Below are 14,869 nucleotides of genomic sequence, written 5' to 3'. Positions count from 1 at the left end.
CGAGCTCTCGCGCGGCGCTCCGCTCAGCCTCCGTCCCTGCCCTGTCTCCGCTCCACCTCCACCCCGCACCGGATGACGCGAGTCGGCTCGTATCTGTATAGTTGAGTCAGACAGACTCAAGTTTGCTCCTGTGGTCGCTGCGATGCGGCTGTTACGTCGGGCGGCCTTCGGGGTATCGCAGGAACGTGAGCCCTCGCTGGGCGACGAAGCCGCTACGGAGAGGTGAGGAATGGACGCTTTCAACCCGACGACCAAGACCCAGCAGGCGATCTCCTCCGCGGCGCAGGCCGCGACGATGGCGGGCAACCCCGATGTCGCTCCCGCGCACCTGCTGGGTGCGCTGCTGGCGCAGAGCGACGGCCTCACCCCGTCGCTGCTCTCGGCCGTGGGAGCCGATCCGGCGCGGGTGCGCGAGGAGTGCGAACAGCTCGCCAACAACCTGCCCTCCGCGAGCGGTTCCACGGTCTCCACGCCGCAGCTGTCCCGCGAGTCGATCAAGGCGCTGACCCACAGCCAGCAGCTCGCCACCGAGCTCGGCGACGAGTACGTCTCCACCGAGCACCTGGTCGTGGGGCTGGCCGCCGAGGGCGGGCAGATCGGTGACCTGCTCAACCGGCACGGCGCCACCCCCGACGCGCTCCGGGAGGCGTTCACCAGGGTGCGGGGCTCGGCGCGGGTCACCAGCCCCGACCCGGAGGGCACCTACAACGCGCTGGAGCAGTACGGCCTCGACCTGACCGAACGCGCCCGCAACGGCGACCTCGACCCCGTCATCGGCAGGGACGCCGAGATCCGCAGGGTCGTGCAGGTCCTCTCGCGGCGCACCAAGAACAACCCGGTGCTCATCGGCGAGCCCGGCGTGGGCAAGACCGCGATCGTGGAGGGCCTGGCGCAGCGCATCATCGCCGGGGACGTCCCCGAGTCGCTGCGCGACAAGCGGGTGGTCGCGCTGGACATGGGCTCCATGGTCGCCGGGGCCAAGTACCGGGGCGAGTTCGAGGAGCGGCTCAAGGCCGTCCTCAAGGAGATCTCCGAGTCCGAGGGGCAGGTGATCACCTTCATCGACGAGCTGCACACCATCGTCGGCGCGGGCGCGACCGGCGAGGGCGCCATGGACGCCGGGAACATGATCAAGCCGATGCTGGCGCGGGGCGAGCTGCGCATGGTCGGCGCGACCACCTTGGACGAGTACCGCAAGCACATCGAGACCGACGCCGCGCTGGAGCGCCGGTTCCAGCAGGTCATGACCGGTGAGCCCAGCCCGGACGACACCGTGGCCATCCTGCGTGGCCTCAAGGAGCGCTACGAGGTGCACCACGGTGTCCGGATCACCGACGGCGCGCTGGTCGCGGCGGCCACGCTGTCCGACCGCTACATCACCGACCGGTTCCTCCCGGACAAGGCCATCGACCTGGTGGACGAGGCGGCCTCCCGGCTCCGGATGGAGATCGACTCCCGGCCGGTGGAGATCGACGAGGTGGAGCGCGCCGTCCGCAGGCTGGAGATCGAGGAGATGGCGCTGTCCGGCGAGGAGGACCCCTCCTCCCGGGAACGCCTCGACTCGCTGCGCCAGGAACTGGCCGACCAGCGCGAACGGCTGTCCGAGCTGACCGCCCGCTGGCAGCGCGAGAAGGAGTCCATCGACAGGGTCCGCGACCTCAAGAGCCAGCTGGAGTCGGTGCGCGGCGAGTCCGAGCGCGCCGAGCGCGACGGCGACCTCGGCAAGGCGGCCGAGCTGCGCTACGGGCGCATCCCCCAGCTGGAGAAGGAGCTGGAGGAGGCCACCGAGGAGCAGAACCGCTCCAAGGCGATGCTGCAGGAGGAGGTCACGCCCGACGACGTCGCCGAGGTGGTCAGCTCCTGGACCGGCATCCCGGCGGGCAGGCTGCTGGAGGGCGAGACCGACAAACTGCTGCGCATGGAGGACGCCATCGGGTCGCGCGTCGTCGGCCAGCAGGAGGCGGTGCGCGCGGTCTCGGACGCGGTGCGCCGTTCCAGGGCCGGGGTGGCAGATCCCGACCGCCCGACGGGCTCCTTCCTGTTCCTCGGCCCGACCGGTGTCGGCAAGACGGAGCTGGCCAAGGCGCTGGCCGAGTTCCTGTTCGACGACGAGCGCGCGATGGTGCGCATCGACATGAGCGAGTACTCCGAGAAGCACTCGGTGGCGCGCCTGGTGGGCGCCCCGCCCGGCTACGTCGGGTACGACCAGGGCGGCCAGCTCACCGAGACGATACGCAGGCGGCCCTACTCGGTGGTGCTGCTCGACGAGGTGGAGAAGGCCCACCAGGACGTCTTCGACGTGCTGCTGCAGGTGCTCGACGACGGCAGGCTCACCGACGGCCAGGGGCGCACGGTGGACTTCCGCAACACCATCCTGGTGATGACCTCCAACCTGGGTTCGCAGGCCATCGCGGATCCGAACCTGTCGGAGGCCGAGCGAGACGAGGCGGTCAGGTCGGTGGTCCGCGCCCAGTTCAAGCCGGAGTTCCTGAACCGGCTGGACGGCACGCTGGTCTTCCACGCGCTGTCCACCGAGCAGCTGACGTCCATCGTGGACATCCAGGTGGACCGCCTGGCCAGGCGACTGGCGCAGCGCCGTCTGACGCTGGACGTGCGCCAGCCCGCGCGGGAGTGGTTGGCGGTGCACGGCTTCGACCCGGTCTTCGGGGCCCGGCCGCTGCGGCGGCTGGTGGAGTCGGCCATCGGCGACGAGCTCTCCCGCAAGCTGCTGTCCGGTGACATCAAGGACGGTGACAAGGTGACGGTGGATGTCGCCGAGGACAGCGGGCTCACCGTGAACTCGGAATGAGTTCCTCGCGGAGTTCTGCCGCCGGGGTGCCGGAGTGGTCGCTTGGCGGAACCTCTCGCGGGCTCTCGCTGCGGCTCCCCCGACATCGAGTAGGTACTACGCCACGTCGGGGGCGTCCTCGCGAGAGCACCACGAGAGAACCCGCGGCGGTGCGGGTTGCGGGAGTGGTCGGAGCTCGGCCCGCGAGGGTGGGGCCGGCTGGTGTGAGTGGTGGGAGTTCGCCTCGCGGGGGTGGTCGGAGTGTGGCTTCAGGCGCACCGACCACCTCCACACGCGTCATCCCGACCGGTTCACCCACCCCCTGAAACCAACCGCGAAATCGACGCGCACGGGGGCCACACCGCACCACCGGGGACCCGGCGATTCGTGAGAAATCGACGCCGTCCGGGCGGGGCGCCGTCACGGGGTGGCCGTGCCGCTACACGGTGGTCGCCTCGCCAGCCCGGGGATTCTCCGCCGTTCGCTCGTCGGTGGGCGATCCTCGCGGGGCGGTGTCCCGACAGGACGCCTCGGAGCCGAAGCGGCGCAGCCGCAGGCTGTTGGTGACCACGAACAGCGAGGACAGCGCCATGGCCGCCGCCGCGATCAGCGGGTTGAGCAGCCCCAGCGCGGCCAGCGGCAGGGCCGCCAGGTTGTAGCCGAACGCCCAGGCCAGGTTGCCCCGGACGGTGCGCAGCGTGCGGCGGGCTAGGGTGATCGCCTCGGGCACGACGTCGAGCTGGTCCCGCACGAGCAGCAGGTCGGCGGCGTCCAGCGCGACGTCGGTGCCGGAGATGACCGCGATCCCGAGGTCGGCCCGGGCGAGCGCGGGGGCGTCGTTGACGCCGTCGCCGACCATGGCCACGGTCCGGCCCTCGGCCCGCAGTCGCGCCACTGCGGCGGCCTTGTCGGCGGGCAGGACCTCGGCCCTGGTCTCCTCGATGCCGAGCCGTCCGGCGACGGCCGCCACCGTGGACGCGTTGTCCCCGGACAGCAGCACGGTGCGCAGCCCGAGCCGGTGCAGCGCCGGGATCGTGCGGCTCGCCGAGGGCTTGACCGTGTCGGTCAGGGCGAACAACCCCTGGGCCGTGCCGTCCACCGCCACGGCCACCGTGGTGCGCCCCAGGCGTTCCCACTCGACGCGCCGGGCCTCCAGCTCGTCGGGCAGTTCGCTGCCCCGCTCCCGCAGCAGTCGCGCCGAGCCCACCAGCACCGCACGGCCGTCCACGGTTCCGAGCGCGCCCAGCCCGGACAGGCTGGTGAAGTCCGCGACCGGCTCGGGCTCTCCGAGCTGGTCCCGCGCCAGCGTGCTGATCGCCAGGGCCACGGCGTGCTCGCAGGCGTCCTCGACCGCACCGGCCAGCCGCAGCAGGGTGGCCGTGTCGGTCTCGGCGGTGGTGCGCAGGTCCACCACCGTCATCCGGCCGGTGGTCAGGGTGCCGGTCTTGTCCAGCACCACGGTGTCGATCGCGCGGGCGGACTCCAGCGCACGGTGCCCCTTGATGAAGATGCCCAGCTGGGCGCCTCGGCCGGTGGCGGCCAACAACGCGGTGGGGGTGGCCAGCCCCAGCGCGCAGGGGCAGGCGATGATCAGCACGGTCAGGGCGGCGCTGAAGGCCCGCTCGGCCGGCGCGTCGAGCAGCCACCAGCCCAGGAAGGTCAGCACGGCCAGCAGTCCCACGGCGGGCACGAACCACCCGGAGACGCGGTCGGCCAGCCGCTGCGCGCGGGCCTTGTCGTGCTGCGCCCGCTCGACCAGCCGCCGCAGCTGGGCCAGCTGGGTGTCCGAACCCACCCGGGTGGCCCGGACTACCAGCCTGCCGCTGGTGACGATCGTGCCGCCCACCACCCGGTCGCCCGCCGAGGCCTCCACGGGAACGGGTTCACCGGTCATGGTGCTGGTGTCCACGGTGCCGTGCCCGCGCAGCACCTCCCCGTCGGTGGCCACGGTCTCGCCGGGACGGACCGTGAAGTGGTCGTCGGGGCGCAGCCGTTCGACGGGGACGCGGTTCTCGCGGCCCCGCTCGTCCAGCACGGCCACGTCCCTGGCACCGAGCGCGGCCAGCGTGCTCAGGGCCCCGCCCGCCCGGTGCTTGGCCTTCGCCTCCAGCAGTCTTCCGGCGAGCATGAAGACGGTGACGGCCGCCGCCACGTCGAGGTAGACCGATCCGGCCGGGCGCAGCAGCAATCCGAGCAGGCCGTGCTCGGCCGTCGGGGCGTGCCGGTGGGCGAAGACGGTGTACACCGACCAGCAGGCGGAGGCGACGATGCCGATGGAGACCAGCGTGTCCATGGAGGTGGTGCCGTGACGGGCCTGCACCAGGGCCTGGCGGTGGAACGGCCAGGCGCACCAGGTCGCCACCGGCAGCGTCAGCGCCAGCAGCACCCAGGGCCAGCCCGGGAACCGCAGCGAGGGGGCCAGTGCCAGCGTGATCGACAGGTCGGCCAGCGGCACCCCGCACAGCAGCGCCACCACCAGGCGGCGCCACAGGTAGCGGACCCGCTCGGCGGGATCGCCCCCGGCCGGGGCGTCGGGCTCGACGAGCTCGGCGCGGTAGCCCGCCGTCTCGACCTGCCGCAGCAGCCGCTCGACGGCCACTTCGCCGGACGCCTCGACGGTGGCCTTCTCGGTGGCGTAGTTGACCTCGGCCGAGACGCCCTCGACCCTGTTGAGCTTGCGCCGCACCCGCGCCGCGCAGGCGGCACAGGTCATCCCCGTGATGGCCAACTCCACCGAGTAGCCCTCGGAGCGCGACTCCTCGGACGGTGCCACCGAAGTCATCGATTCCCTCGTTCCCGTCGAGCGTTCCGGGTGTCGTGGGGCCCGTGGCCGTTCGCCTTCCGGGGACTTGCCGGTGGCCTCTCCACCGACCGCGCCGGGTGCTGTCCTGTCGCTGGAGGGGAGGTGTCCCACGTCCGCCGGGCGGTCACGGTTCGCCTTCCCGCTCGGGTCGGGGCGGGGCGGGGTGCTGTGGCTCCGGGGCGCCGTGCAGCCGGGCGAGCATGGCGTTGTAGTCGGCCAGTGCCCGCTCGTCGGCGTCCACGTCGGTGGAGTCGCTCAGCGCGGGGGCGGGGGCCGAGGCGGTGCGGGCCAGGGCGCCTCGGCGAGCGGTCTCCAGCCACGAGCCGAACCCCGCCTCCGGGCCGCGCGAGCGCAGCCAGATCCCCACGGTGATCAGCGCCAGCACGGCCATGGTGGCGTCGCCGAAGAACCACATGATCGCCCCGGCGAGGTGCTGGTCGGTCAGCAGTGCGGGACCCCAGTCGGGGCGGGCCAGGCGGTAGGCCGGTGCTATGGGGTTGGGCGCCATCATGAGCACCACGCCGACCAGGGTGTCCGGCAGCATGCCCGCCATCAGCAGCACCACGCGCAGCGGGTGCGGGAAGTGCTTCCACCGCAGCGGCTCGTTGCCGAGCACGGGGAGGAAGAGCAGGTAACCGCTGGTCAGGTACAGCACGATCTCGAAGTGCCGCAGCCACTCGTGCTCCAGCCGCAGCTGTGCGAACACCGTCAGGTGGGTGACGACCAGCACGGCGGTGTAGTACACGAACGAGGTGGCCGGATGGGTGAGCCATCCCGCCGCACGGCTGTTGAGCAGCCCCGTGAGCCGCCGCGAGGTGGTGCCGTCGTCGGCCGTGGCCCACAGCGCCAGCGGGCGCCCCGCGATCAGCAGGATCGGTACCGCCATGATCAGCACCAGGTGCTGGACCATGTGCACCCAGGTCAGGCTTTCGCTGTAGACGCCGATCGCGCTGTTGACCGCCAGTACCAGGGCGAGCAGTCCAGCGAGGAAGGCGGCGGAGTGCCGTACCGGCCAGCGCCCGCCGCCGCGCCGGTACCTGACCACACCCGCCAGGTAGCCCGCGGCCAGCGCCACCACGAGCCCGTCCCAGGGCGAGAGCTGCCAGCTGGTCAGGGCGTTCGACCAGGTCAGAGGTTCCGTCGTGGGCATCGTCCTCGTCTCCCGCTACATGACGGCCAGCATGTAGGCCATGCTCGCCGCCATCACCGCCAGGGTCACCCGCACTCCGAGGCTGGAATGCGCCACCAACCCGACCACGGGTCCCGCCGTCGGGTCGGGCGCGGGTTCGGCACTGAGCGGGGTGACCGCGTGCTCGTGCTCCCGGGCGTGCTCCGTCGTCGCGACTCCGGCGGTGACGCTCGTCGGTGTTCGGGAGGTGAACACCGGGAGCCGGTCCCAGGCGCCGAGGCCGTAGGCCACCGTCTGGCAGGCCAGGTAGGCCACGAACACCCAGTTCAGCCAGTCCGGGCGTGTCGTGGGGGGCAGCAGCATGTAGACCATCGCGAGCATGTCCACTGTGGCTAGGAGCCACAGCGGGTTGACAGCTCCCTCGCGGGCCCGGAACGCCACGGTGATCACCGCCTGGACGAGCGCCACGAGCGCGAACAGGACCAGCCCGGCCCGGTACAGCTCGGGGTGCTGCATCCGGGGAAGCAGGTACATCAGGGCCATCCCGGCGGCCATGACCGTGTGTCCGGTGTGCCAGGCGCGGTGCTGCCCCGACAACACGACCAGGTGACCGGTGTGCACCGCCATCACGGCGAGGAGTGCCACCACCCACACGATCCGTAACCACATGGGTAGAAGTGGCATGTCCATGGCCGCCATCTCACCGTGCATGTCCCGCTTCCGTTTCTCGGTCGCTGATCCTGGAACGAACCGTGTTCGACGTGCAGGTCGTGCGGCCGGGGTGTTGAGTTCCCGAGGTCGTCCGGAGTGGTGTCGGGAGTGGAGAACGTCACAGCCGCCCGGCGATTTCGCGGGTGTGTTCTGGGGGTGCAAGAGTGGAGGGACGGTGATCCCAGCGGCGCCGATTTCTCGCGGAATCACCGCGCCGCTCACTGCTCCCGCAGCGCGATGGCGAGCAGGTCGCGGGCGGGCCCGCGTGGTTGGGCGCCTTCGGGCCAGACCGCGCGCAGGCTCCGGGTCAGGTCGAGGTCGGTGACGTCGAGCCGCACGAGCGTTCCGGCGGCGAGCTCGGCGACCACCGCGCGTGCGCTGAGCACGGCGGGGCCGATACCGCCCGTCACGGCCGCCTTGATCGCGGTCGTGGAGGAGACCTCCAGCACCGGCTCGGCGGTTTCGAGGCCGAACCGCTCCGCCAGCGCCCGTTCCAACGCCAGCCGGGTCCCGGAGCCGCGTTCCCTGCTGACCAGCGAGGTGGCGGCCAGCTCCGCCGCCCTCGGGTTCCGCCTGCGGCCGGCCCAGGGGTGGGACGGGGCCACGACCAGCGCCAGCTCGTCCCTGGCGACCTCGCGCGAGGACAGTCCACTCGCGACCTCCGGCCCCTCGACGAACCCGATGTCCGCCGACCCCGCCAACACACCCGCCTCGACCTCCGCCGAGTTGCCCGAATCCAGCGCGACCACGGTCTCGGGATCGGCCGCCCGCAGCGCGATCAGCCAGCGGGGCAGCAGGTACTCGGCCACCGTCAGGCTCGCCGCGATCCGGACGTGGCCGTGGTGGTCGGCGCGCAGCGCCGTGATGCCCGCCGCCAGGTCCGAGGCCGCTTCGACCGTGGCCTGCGCCCAGCTCGCCACGAGCTCGCCCGCCGTGGTCAACCGGGTGCCGCGCGGGCGTCGTTCCAGCAGCGCGGTGCCGACGTCGGCCTCCAGCTGCCGCAGCCGCGCGCTGGCGGCGGGCTGCGACATGTCGTGTCGGCGGGCCGCCTGCCCGATGCTGCCGAGCTCGGCCACGCTCAGCAGCAGTTCGTAGCCGGTCAGGTCGCGCACCGACCGGGGTAACGGCCGAGAAGACATAGGTACAGCTTATGCGTTCACAACCGGAGCGGGGCTACTCGGCCACGGCGAACCGAACCAGGGTGGAGGCATGACCAGCACTCCCCTCACCGAGGAGCCCGTCACGGCCCGCCGTTCCGGCCCGTTGCGCGAACTCGACCACCCGGCCCAGGTCTTCGCCTGGCTCGGCCCCAACTGGTTCGCCTCCGTGATGGGGACCGGCATCGTGGCCAACGCCGCTGCGACGCTGCCGGTGTGGCTGCCCGGCACGCGCGTCGCGGCCACGGTGGTGTGGGCGCTCGGCGCGCTGCTGCTCCTCGCGCTCACCGCCGCGTGGGTGGTGCACTGGCTCCGCCACCCCGCCACGGCGCGCGGGCACGCCCGCGACCCGGTCATGGCCCAGTTCTGGGGTGCTCCCCCTATGGCGCTGATGACGGTCGGTGCGGGCGCGCTGCTGCTGGGCAGGGACTGGATCGGGCTCGGCCCCGCGTTGACCGCGGACTGGGTGCTGTGGACGGCCGGGACCGTGCTGGGGCTGGTCACGACCGCGTGGATTCCCTACCTGATGATGACCACGCACGACATAGCGCGGGACGCGGCTTTCGGTGGCTGGCTGATGCCCGTGGTGCCTCCGATGGTCTCGGCCGCCAACGGTGCCCTTCTGGTCGAGCACCTGCCGCCGGGGCAGCCGAGGCTGACCATGCTGCTGGGGTGCTACGCGATGTTCGGCATCAGCCTGTTCGCCACGCTGTTCGTCGTTCCGCAGCTCTGGCAGCGCCTGGTGCACCACAAGACCGGCGCCGCCGAGGGAGTCCCCACGGTGTGGATCGTGCTCGGGCCGCTCGGCCAGTCGGTCACGGCCGCCAACCTGTTGGCCCGACCGGCCGGGGACGTTCTGCCCGCGCCCTACGGGGGAGCGGCCGAGGCCCTGGGACTGTTCTACGGCGTGTCGGCCTGGGGTTTCGCCGTGGTCTGGCTCGTGCTGGCCGCCGCGCTCACCCTGCGCACCGTCCGCGTCGGGATGCCCTTCGCGCTGACCTGGTGGAGCTTCACCTTCCCGGTGGGGACCGTCGTGACCGGCACCAGCGCTCTGGCCGCCCGCACCGGTGCCGCGCTGTTCGTCGTGGTCGCCGTGGCGCTCTACCTGCTGCTGGTGCTCGCCTGGCTCACCGTGGCCGTGCGCACGGCACGCGCCGGTTACCGGGGTGGGCTGTTCCGGCCGGTCCGGCGGGCGCCGTCGCCGTCGCCGAGCGGCGCGGTGGCGTGACAGCCGAGGCGTCCCCGGACCCCGCGTGGCGGAAGGAACCGATGGCCGGAGCGCGGGATTCCGGTGGAACCGCCGCGTCGGTGCGCACGGCCGGTGTCACCGGCCCCGGCCCCGCTGGTGGCGTTCGACCTTGGCCCTGTTGCCGCAGATCGCCATCGAGCACCACCGGCGTCGTCGGCTCGGGGACGGGTCCAGGAAGAGCCACGAGCACCGGCCGCACACGCCGATCAGCGACCGCTGTTCGCTCAGCAGCAGTTCCGCGCTCGCCAGTGCGGCCCTGCGGGCCACCAGGCGCGGTCCCAGGCGGGCGGTGTCGAACACCCAGCTACGTCGCTCGCGGAACAGCTCCGTGGGTTCGGCCTCCCGCTGTGCGGCCAGGACGTCGGCCTTGACCCTGTCCCGGACGGCCCGCTCGCACCGGACCCGTTCCACCCCCGCCAGCAGGAAGGCGTGCAGCGCCTCGCGTTGTTCGCGCAGTTCAGCCAGCGCCCCGTCCGCTTCCGCCCGGTCGTCCGCCGCGCGGCTGAGCAGGTAATCGTGCTCCTCCGGTTCGAGCAGCCCGGCCGCGTGCGCCCAGTCGGCCGCGTCGGTGAACTCGCGCAGGTACTCCACGTCGCGGGCTCTGGTGCGGCCGCCGACCGTGTTGACGAAGAGCAGCGCCGGGTGATCGCCGATCAGCGCGGCAGCGGACCAGTCGGCCATCTCTCCTCCGCGAGCACTTCGCCGGTCGGGTTGACAGTTCGGTGGGCCACGGCAACCATGCTAACCATAAAATCCAAAAAAGGGGTTAGTTATGTTCGAGACGGCGGAACGCGAGATGTGGAACCCGCCCGAGGTGTTCGAGTTCCACGGTCAGGAGGTCCGCTACGGAGTCATGGGGGAGGGCACCCCCGTGGTCCTGCTGCACGGCACGCCGTTCTCCTCGGTGGTGTGGCGGCGGATCGCACCGCAACTCGCCCGTCACCACCGGGTGTACTACTTCGACCTGCTCGGCTACGGCCGCTCCGAGAAGAAGGCCGGGCAGGACGTGTCGCTGGGGGTGCAGAACAGGGTCTTCGCCGAGCTGCTCGACCACTGGGGGATCGACTCCCCGCACGTGGTCGGCCACGACTTCGGCGGAACCACCGCGCTGCGCACCCACCTGCTCGACGGCCGCGACTACCGCTCGATGACGTTGATCGACCCGGTGGCGCTCAGCCCGCATGGTTCGGAGTTCGTGCGGACGGCCCGGCGCCACGAGGCCGCCTTCGGCGAACTGCCCGCCTACGTCCACGAGGCGGTCCTGCGCGCCTACATCGGCGGGGCGGTGTGCCGCTCGCTGTCCGAGCGGGAGATGCGGTACTACCTCGAACCCTGGTCGGGGGATCGGGGGCAGGCCGCGTTCTACCGTCAGATCGCGCAGATGCACGACCGCCACACCGACGAGATCCAGGACCGCTACGACGAGGTCCGCTGTCCGGTCACGCTGCTGTGGGGCGAGCGGGACGCGTGGGTTCCCCTCGAACGGGGGAGGGCGCTGGCCGAGCGCCTGCCGCACACCGAGTTCGACGTCGTCCCCGAGGCGGGGCACCTGGTTCCCGAGGACGCCCCGGAGGCGGTCGTGGCCGCGGTGCTCGACTCGTCGCGTCGCTGACCGGAGCGTTCCCGACCCGGCGCGTGAGCCGCGAACGTGGTCGCGGTGCCGGGGCGGCGGAAGCCGTCCGGAGTGGTCGCGTTCGTGGCTCGGCCGTGGGCGGGTCGACCGAGCACGGGACCCCACTGCCGTGGCGTCGAACTCCAGGACGAACCCGACGAACCGGTCGGGTGGACCCACCGGATGACACCGCTGCCGGTCAGCGACCCCTGCCGCTGCCGATCCCGGCCAGCACGGTGAACACGCCCGCCGCCACGGCGAAGACGATCGTGGCGGTGTCCAGTCCGAACAGCGTGGTCAGGTAGCCGAGCAGGATGCTGGCGCCCCCGGCGGACAGGTAGGCGACCACGTAGATCATCGCCGAGGTGCCCGCGCGCTGCTCGGGTTTCGCCAGGGCGCTGAGCATCCGGAAGCCGCCCATGAACATCAGCCCCCAGCCCGCTCCCAGCACGACCGAGCCGCCGAACAGCAGGACGGCGTTCGCGAGGATCACCGCCGCCGCCACGGCGGCCAGCCCGATCAGCAGCAGCGGGACCGCCAGTCGCACCGCGCGGGTGCCGTGCCACCCCGAGGCCAGCACCTGCCCGACGCTGCCGACCCCCGCCAGCGCCGTCACGGTCAGCCCGCCGACGAAGTGGGAGCCGCCCTCGACCAGTCCGCCCGCCACCGACGGGCCCAGCGACATGAACATCCCGCCGACCGTCCAGGCGGCCAGCATGGTGGTGGCCAGCAGCGCGAACGTCCGCCCCTGCCCTTCCGGCACGATCGGCCGCTGCGGGCGCAGTATCCGCCTGGCCGGGGCGGCGGGGCCGGTCACGGGCTCGGGCATCGCCAGCACCCCGAGGAACAGCACCGCCAGCGCGGCGATCAGCACGAGGTAGCTCAGTTCGGTCGGCGCCGGTGCGAACTGCACCAGCGCGCCCGCCATCGCGGAGCCGACCGCCATGCCCGCCGACGCGGCGATCCCGTTCACCAGTGGCCCGCGTCCGCTGCCCGGCGGCTGGAAGTCCAGCAGGGTGGCGCTCACTGCGCTGGTCACCGCTCCGGTGGCCAACCCCTGCAGGATCCGCCCCGCGCACAACCAGCCCACTCCGGGCGCGAACGCCAGCACCAGCAGCGAGACGATCTCCAGGCCCACCGCTCCGAGCAGCACCGGCCGTCGTCCCAGCTGGTCGGACAGCGAACCGAACAGCAGCAGCGCCGTGAGTATCCCGATCATGTACACGGCGAAGACCACGGTGAGCACCGTGCTGGAGAAGCCCCACTCCCGTTGGTAGATGGCGTACATGGGGGAGGGCGCCGTGGAGGCCATCAGGAACACCGCGAGAAGGGCTCCCGCCAGCGCGAACGATCCGGTTCCGGACAGCCGGCCGGGGTGCGTCCTGCCGGTCGCCGGGGCGGCCGTCGTGGCGGTGGGGTCGGGTGGCATGGGGCTTCTCCTCACCGGAACGAGTTATTCCGCGCCGGGCAACACCACCCCGGAACGGATCATTCCGCTCCGAGGTACGCTGTGGCCATGCCCACACCGCAGTACGCGACGGACTACGACGAGCGCGTCGTCAGCGCGGCTCGCGAGGTGTTCGCGCAGCAGGGGTTCGCCGCTCCCGTCTCCGAGATAGCCGAACTGGCCGGGGTGGGGGTCGCCAGCATCTACCGGCGTTACCCGAACAAGCGGGAACTGGCCGAGCACGTCCGGATCGCCGCGACGAGCCGCGTCATCGCCGAGGCCGAGTCCGCCGTGGCAGCGGAGGCGGAGCCGTGGTCGGCCTTCGAGCGGTTCCTGCGCGGCTGCCTGCGGGCGCACGCGGGCATCGGCGTCGTGCTGCCGCCCTACGAGGACGCCGAGGACGTCTCCGAGGAGCTCCGGGGGCTGCGGCGGCGCATGATCGAGCTCATCGAGCAGCTGGTGACAGCCGCCCGCCGCGCGGGGCAGTTGCGCGCCGACCTCGGCTCGGCCGACGTGTTCCTGCTGTTCAAGCACCTCAATCCGCCGCTGGCCACCGACGAGGAGCGCCGTGCCGAGCTGCGCGAGCGCTACCTCGAACTGCTGCTGCCCGGCCTGCGCGGCGACGGGGCGCCCCTGCCCGGCAGCGCGCCGGACTGGGACGAGGTCTACCGGATGTGCGTTCCCGGGGATTCCTGAGTAGCACGATCAAGTGAAATCGGTTCGCCGTCACTCGTTCACCGGGGAGTTTCCCGGAATCCACCCCAGGTGATCTTCGCACTGATCCACCGGCCGACTACCCTGCGCGTGTGGGCATACCTGCATGGGTCTGGTTCGCCGTGGCGGCGGTCGCTATAGCGGCGGGCGTCACGCTGCTGATCACCGACCACGCGCGGCGGACGGCGAAGAACAGGGAAAGAAGACGTTGGGCGGCGCTGCGCGGGTGGCAGTTCGCCGAGTTCGACCAAGTGCTGCCGACAAAGTGGGAGCGGGGCCTGCTGCCGCAGTACAACGGCGCGGTGGCCGCCGACATCGTCGCGGGCTCCACCTTCACCGCCGACGGCAGGCGCCAGGTCTCCGTGCTCGACCTCGTGGTCGGTGGCAGGACGGTGGCGGTGCTGCTCGGGCTCCGCTGCCGCCGTGTCGTGGCCACGACGCTCGAACTGTGGCTGCCGGAGGTGCCCGTACCGCCGGAGTCCGAACTGGACCTGCTCGGGCCGGTCGGTTCGCGCTACGCGTTCGTGGGCGACGTCGCCACGGCCCGGCCGCTGGTCAAACCGGACGTGGTCGACGCGGTCGAGGAGTTCGGCGACGACGTGACCGTGGTCTGGGCCGAGAACGACTGGGTGCTCGCCGCGCTGGAACCCGCCGCTGCCGAACCGGAGCAGCTGGAGAGCGCGCTGCGCGCGCTGGGCACGCTGGCCGACCTGATCGATCCGTTCGAAGTGGACCCCAACGGCGAGACCCCCGCCGCCGAGACTCCCGAGGACGAGCTCCTGTCCGAGCGCTCCACCGAGGACGACACCGCCTGAGCGCCCGAACGCGGCTGCGTACGCGGGGCACCGCTGTGTGTTACGCCGCGCGCGTCCTGTCCCACGGGGTGTGCCCGGTTCGTGGGAGCGGGCGCCCCGTGTGTCTCCGCTGTCGGGGGCGGACCAGGCCGTGCGGCGAGGTTCCGGACGGGTCCGTGAGCGCGGGGATCGGGCGAGAGCGAGTGCCAGGCGGGTGGGAATCGGCTCCCGGGCGGGTTCGTGGCGGTGCTCGGCTTCAGCCGGAATGGTGAATCGCCACCGTCACGACTGCGAGTTCGGTCGTGTGGATGGCGGTGAGTGTCAGGCCGGTGGTTGGGGGCAGGTCGATGGCCATCCGGCGAGGCGTAGTCCGCCCACGCCTGTTCACCACAGCAGGCAGGCCAGTGCGTCGAAGAACGCGTGGAGTTCGATGCCTGGATCGCTGGGGTGGGTGATCGTGGTGAC

At 72.0% G+C, this 14,869-nt stretch carries 11 protein-coding genes; 5 read left to right on the top strand and 6 right to left on the bottom strand.

Annotation, left to right across the window (positions count from 1 at the left end):
* Positions 1–229 precede the first annotated feature (229 nt).
* The gene (gene clpB / locus BLQ75_RS13065; protein WP_092602092.1) at positions 230–2,809 is read left to right on the top strand and encodes an ATP-dependent chaperone ClpB; all 2,580 of its coding nucleotides are present in this window, start codon (positions 230–232) and stop codon (positions 2,807–2,809) included.
* A gap of 418 nt (positions 2,810–3,227) precedes the next feature.
* On the opposite strand, the gene BLQ75_RS13060 is transcribed toward clpB, so the two are convergent.
* The 4 genes from BLQ75_RS13060 to BLQ75_RS13045 form a co-directional block, all read right to left on the bottom strand.
* Positions 3,228–5,570, bottom strand: coding sequence for a heavy metal translocating P-type ATPase (locus BLQ75_RS13060; RefSeq protein WP_092602090.1), 2,343 nt, complete (start codon positions 5,568–5,570; stop codon positions 3,228–3,230).
* A gap of 145 nt (positions 5,571–5,715) precedes the next feature.
* Positions 5,716–6,741: a cytochrome c oxidase assembly protein gene (locus BLQ75_RS13055; protein ID WP_092602088.1), complete on the bottom strand. Its 1,026-nt coding sequence runs from the start codon at positions 6,739–6,741 to the stop codon at positions 5,716–5,718.
* A gap of 15 nt (positions 6,742–6,756) precedes the next feature.
* Positions 6,757–7,431 carry a DUF5134 domain-containing protein gene (locus BLQ75_RS13050; RefSeq protein ID WP_244515503.1) on the bottom strand — a complete coding sequence of 225 codons (675 nt, stop codon included), beginning with the start codon at positions 7,429–7,431 and terminating at the stop codon, positions 6,757–6,759.
* Positions 7,432–7,649: 218 nt separating this feature from the next.
* A complete protein-coding gene (locus BLQ75_RS13045) occupies positions 7,650–8,570 on the bottom strand; it encodes a LysR family transcriptional regulator (RefSeq protein WP_092602086.1) in 921 nt (306 codons plus the stop codon).
* A 70-nt stretch (positions 8,571–8,640) separates the two neighbouring features.
* On the opposite strand from BLQ75_RS13045, the gene BLQ75_RS13040 reads away from it, so the two are divergent.
* Positions 8,641–9,816 (top strand): TDT family transporter, encoded by a 1,176-nt coding sequence (locus BLQ75_RS13040; protein WP_092602084.1) that lies wholly within the window; start codon positions 8,641–8,643, stop codon positions 9,814–9,816.
* Positions 9,817–9,912: 96 nt separating this feature from the next.
* Here BLQ75_RS13040 and BLQ75_RS13035 read toward each other — a convergent pair whose 3' ends face one another.
* On the bottom strand, positions 9,913–10,518 hold the full coding sequence (locus tag BLQ75_RS13035; RefSeq protein WP_092602082.1) for a CGNR zinc finger domain-containing protein: 606 nt from the start codon (positions 10,516–10,518) through the stop codon (positions 9,913–9,915).
* Positions 10,519–10,609: 91 nt separating this feature from the next.
* On the opposite strand from BLQ75_RS13035, the gene BLQ75_RS13030 reads away from it, so the two are divergent.
* On the top strand, positions 10,610–11,449 hold the full coding sequence (locus tag BLQ75_RS13030) for an alpha/beta fold hydrolase (RefSeq protein WP_211481349.1): 840 nt from the start codon (positions 10,610–10,612) through the stop codon (positions 11,447–11,449).
* Positions 11,450–11,648: 199 nt separating this feature from the next.
* On the opposite strand, the gene BLQ75_RS13025 is transcribed toward BLQ75_RS13030, so the two are convergent.
* Positions 11,649–12,878, bottom strand: a complete 1,230-nt coding sequence (locus BLQ75_RS13025; protein ID WP_092602080.1) for an MFS transporter — start codon at positions 12,876–12,878, stop codon at positions 11,649–11,651.
* An 87-nt stretch (positions 12,879–12,965) separates the two neighbouring features.
* Here BLQ75_RS13025 and BLQ75_RS13020 point away from each other — a divergent pair, with 87 nt between their 5' ends.
* The gene (locus tag BLQ75_RS13020) at positions 12,966–13,592 is read left to right on the top strand and encodes a TetR/AcrR family transcriptional regulator (protein ID WP_092602078.1); all 627 of its coding nucleotides are present in this window, start codon (positions 12,966–12,968) and stop codon (positions 13,590–13,592) included.
* A 110-nt stretch (positions 13,593–13,702) separates the two neighbouring features.
* On the top strand, positions 13,703–14,425 hold the full coding sequence (locus BLQ75_RS13015) for a type III secretion system chaperone family protein (protein WP_244515501.1): 723 nt from the start codon (positions 13,703–13,705) through the stop codon (positions 14,423–14,425).
* Positions 14,426–14,869: the final 444 nt, after the last annotated feature.

The organism is Actinopolyspora xinjiangensis (genome assembly GCF_900104475.1).
GTDB lineage: Bacteria > Actinomycetota > Actinomycetes > Mycobacteriales > Pseudonocardiaceae > Actinopolyspora > Actinopolyspora xinjiangensis.
This window is presented reverse-complemented; position numbering and strand designations above follow the sequence as displayed.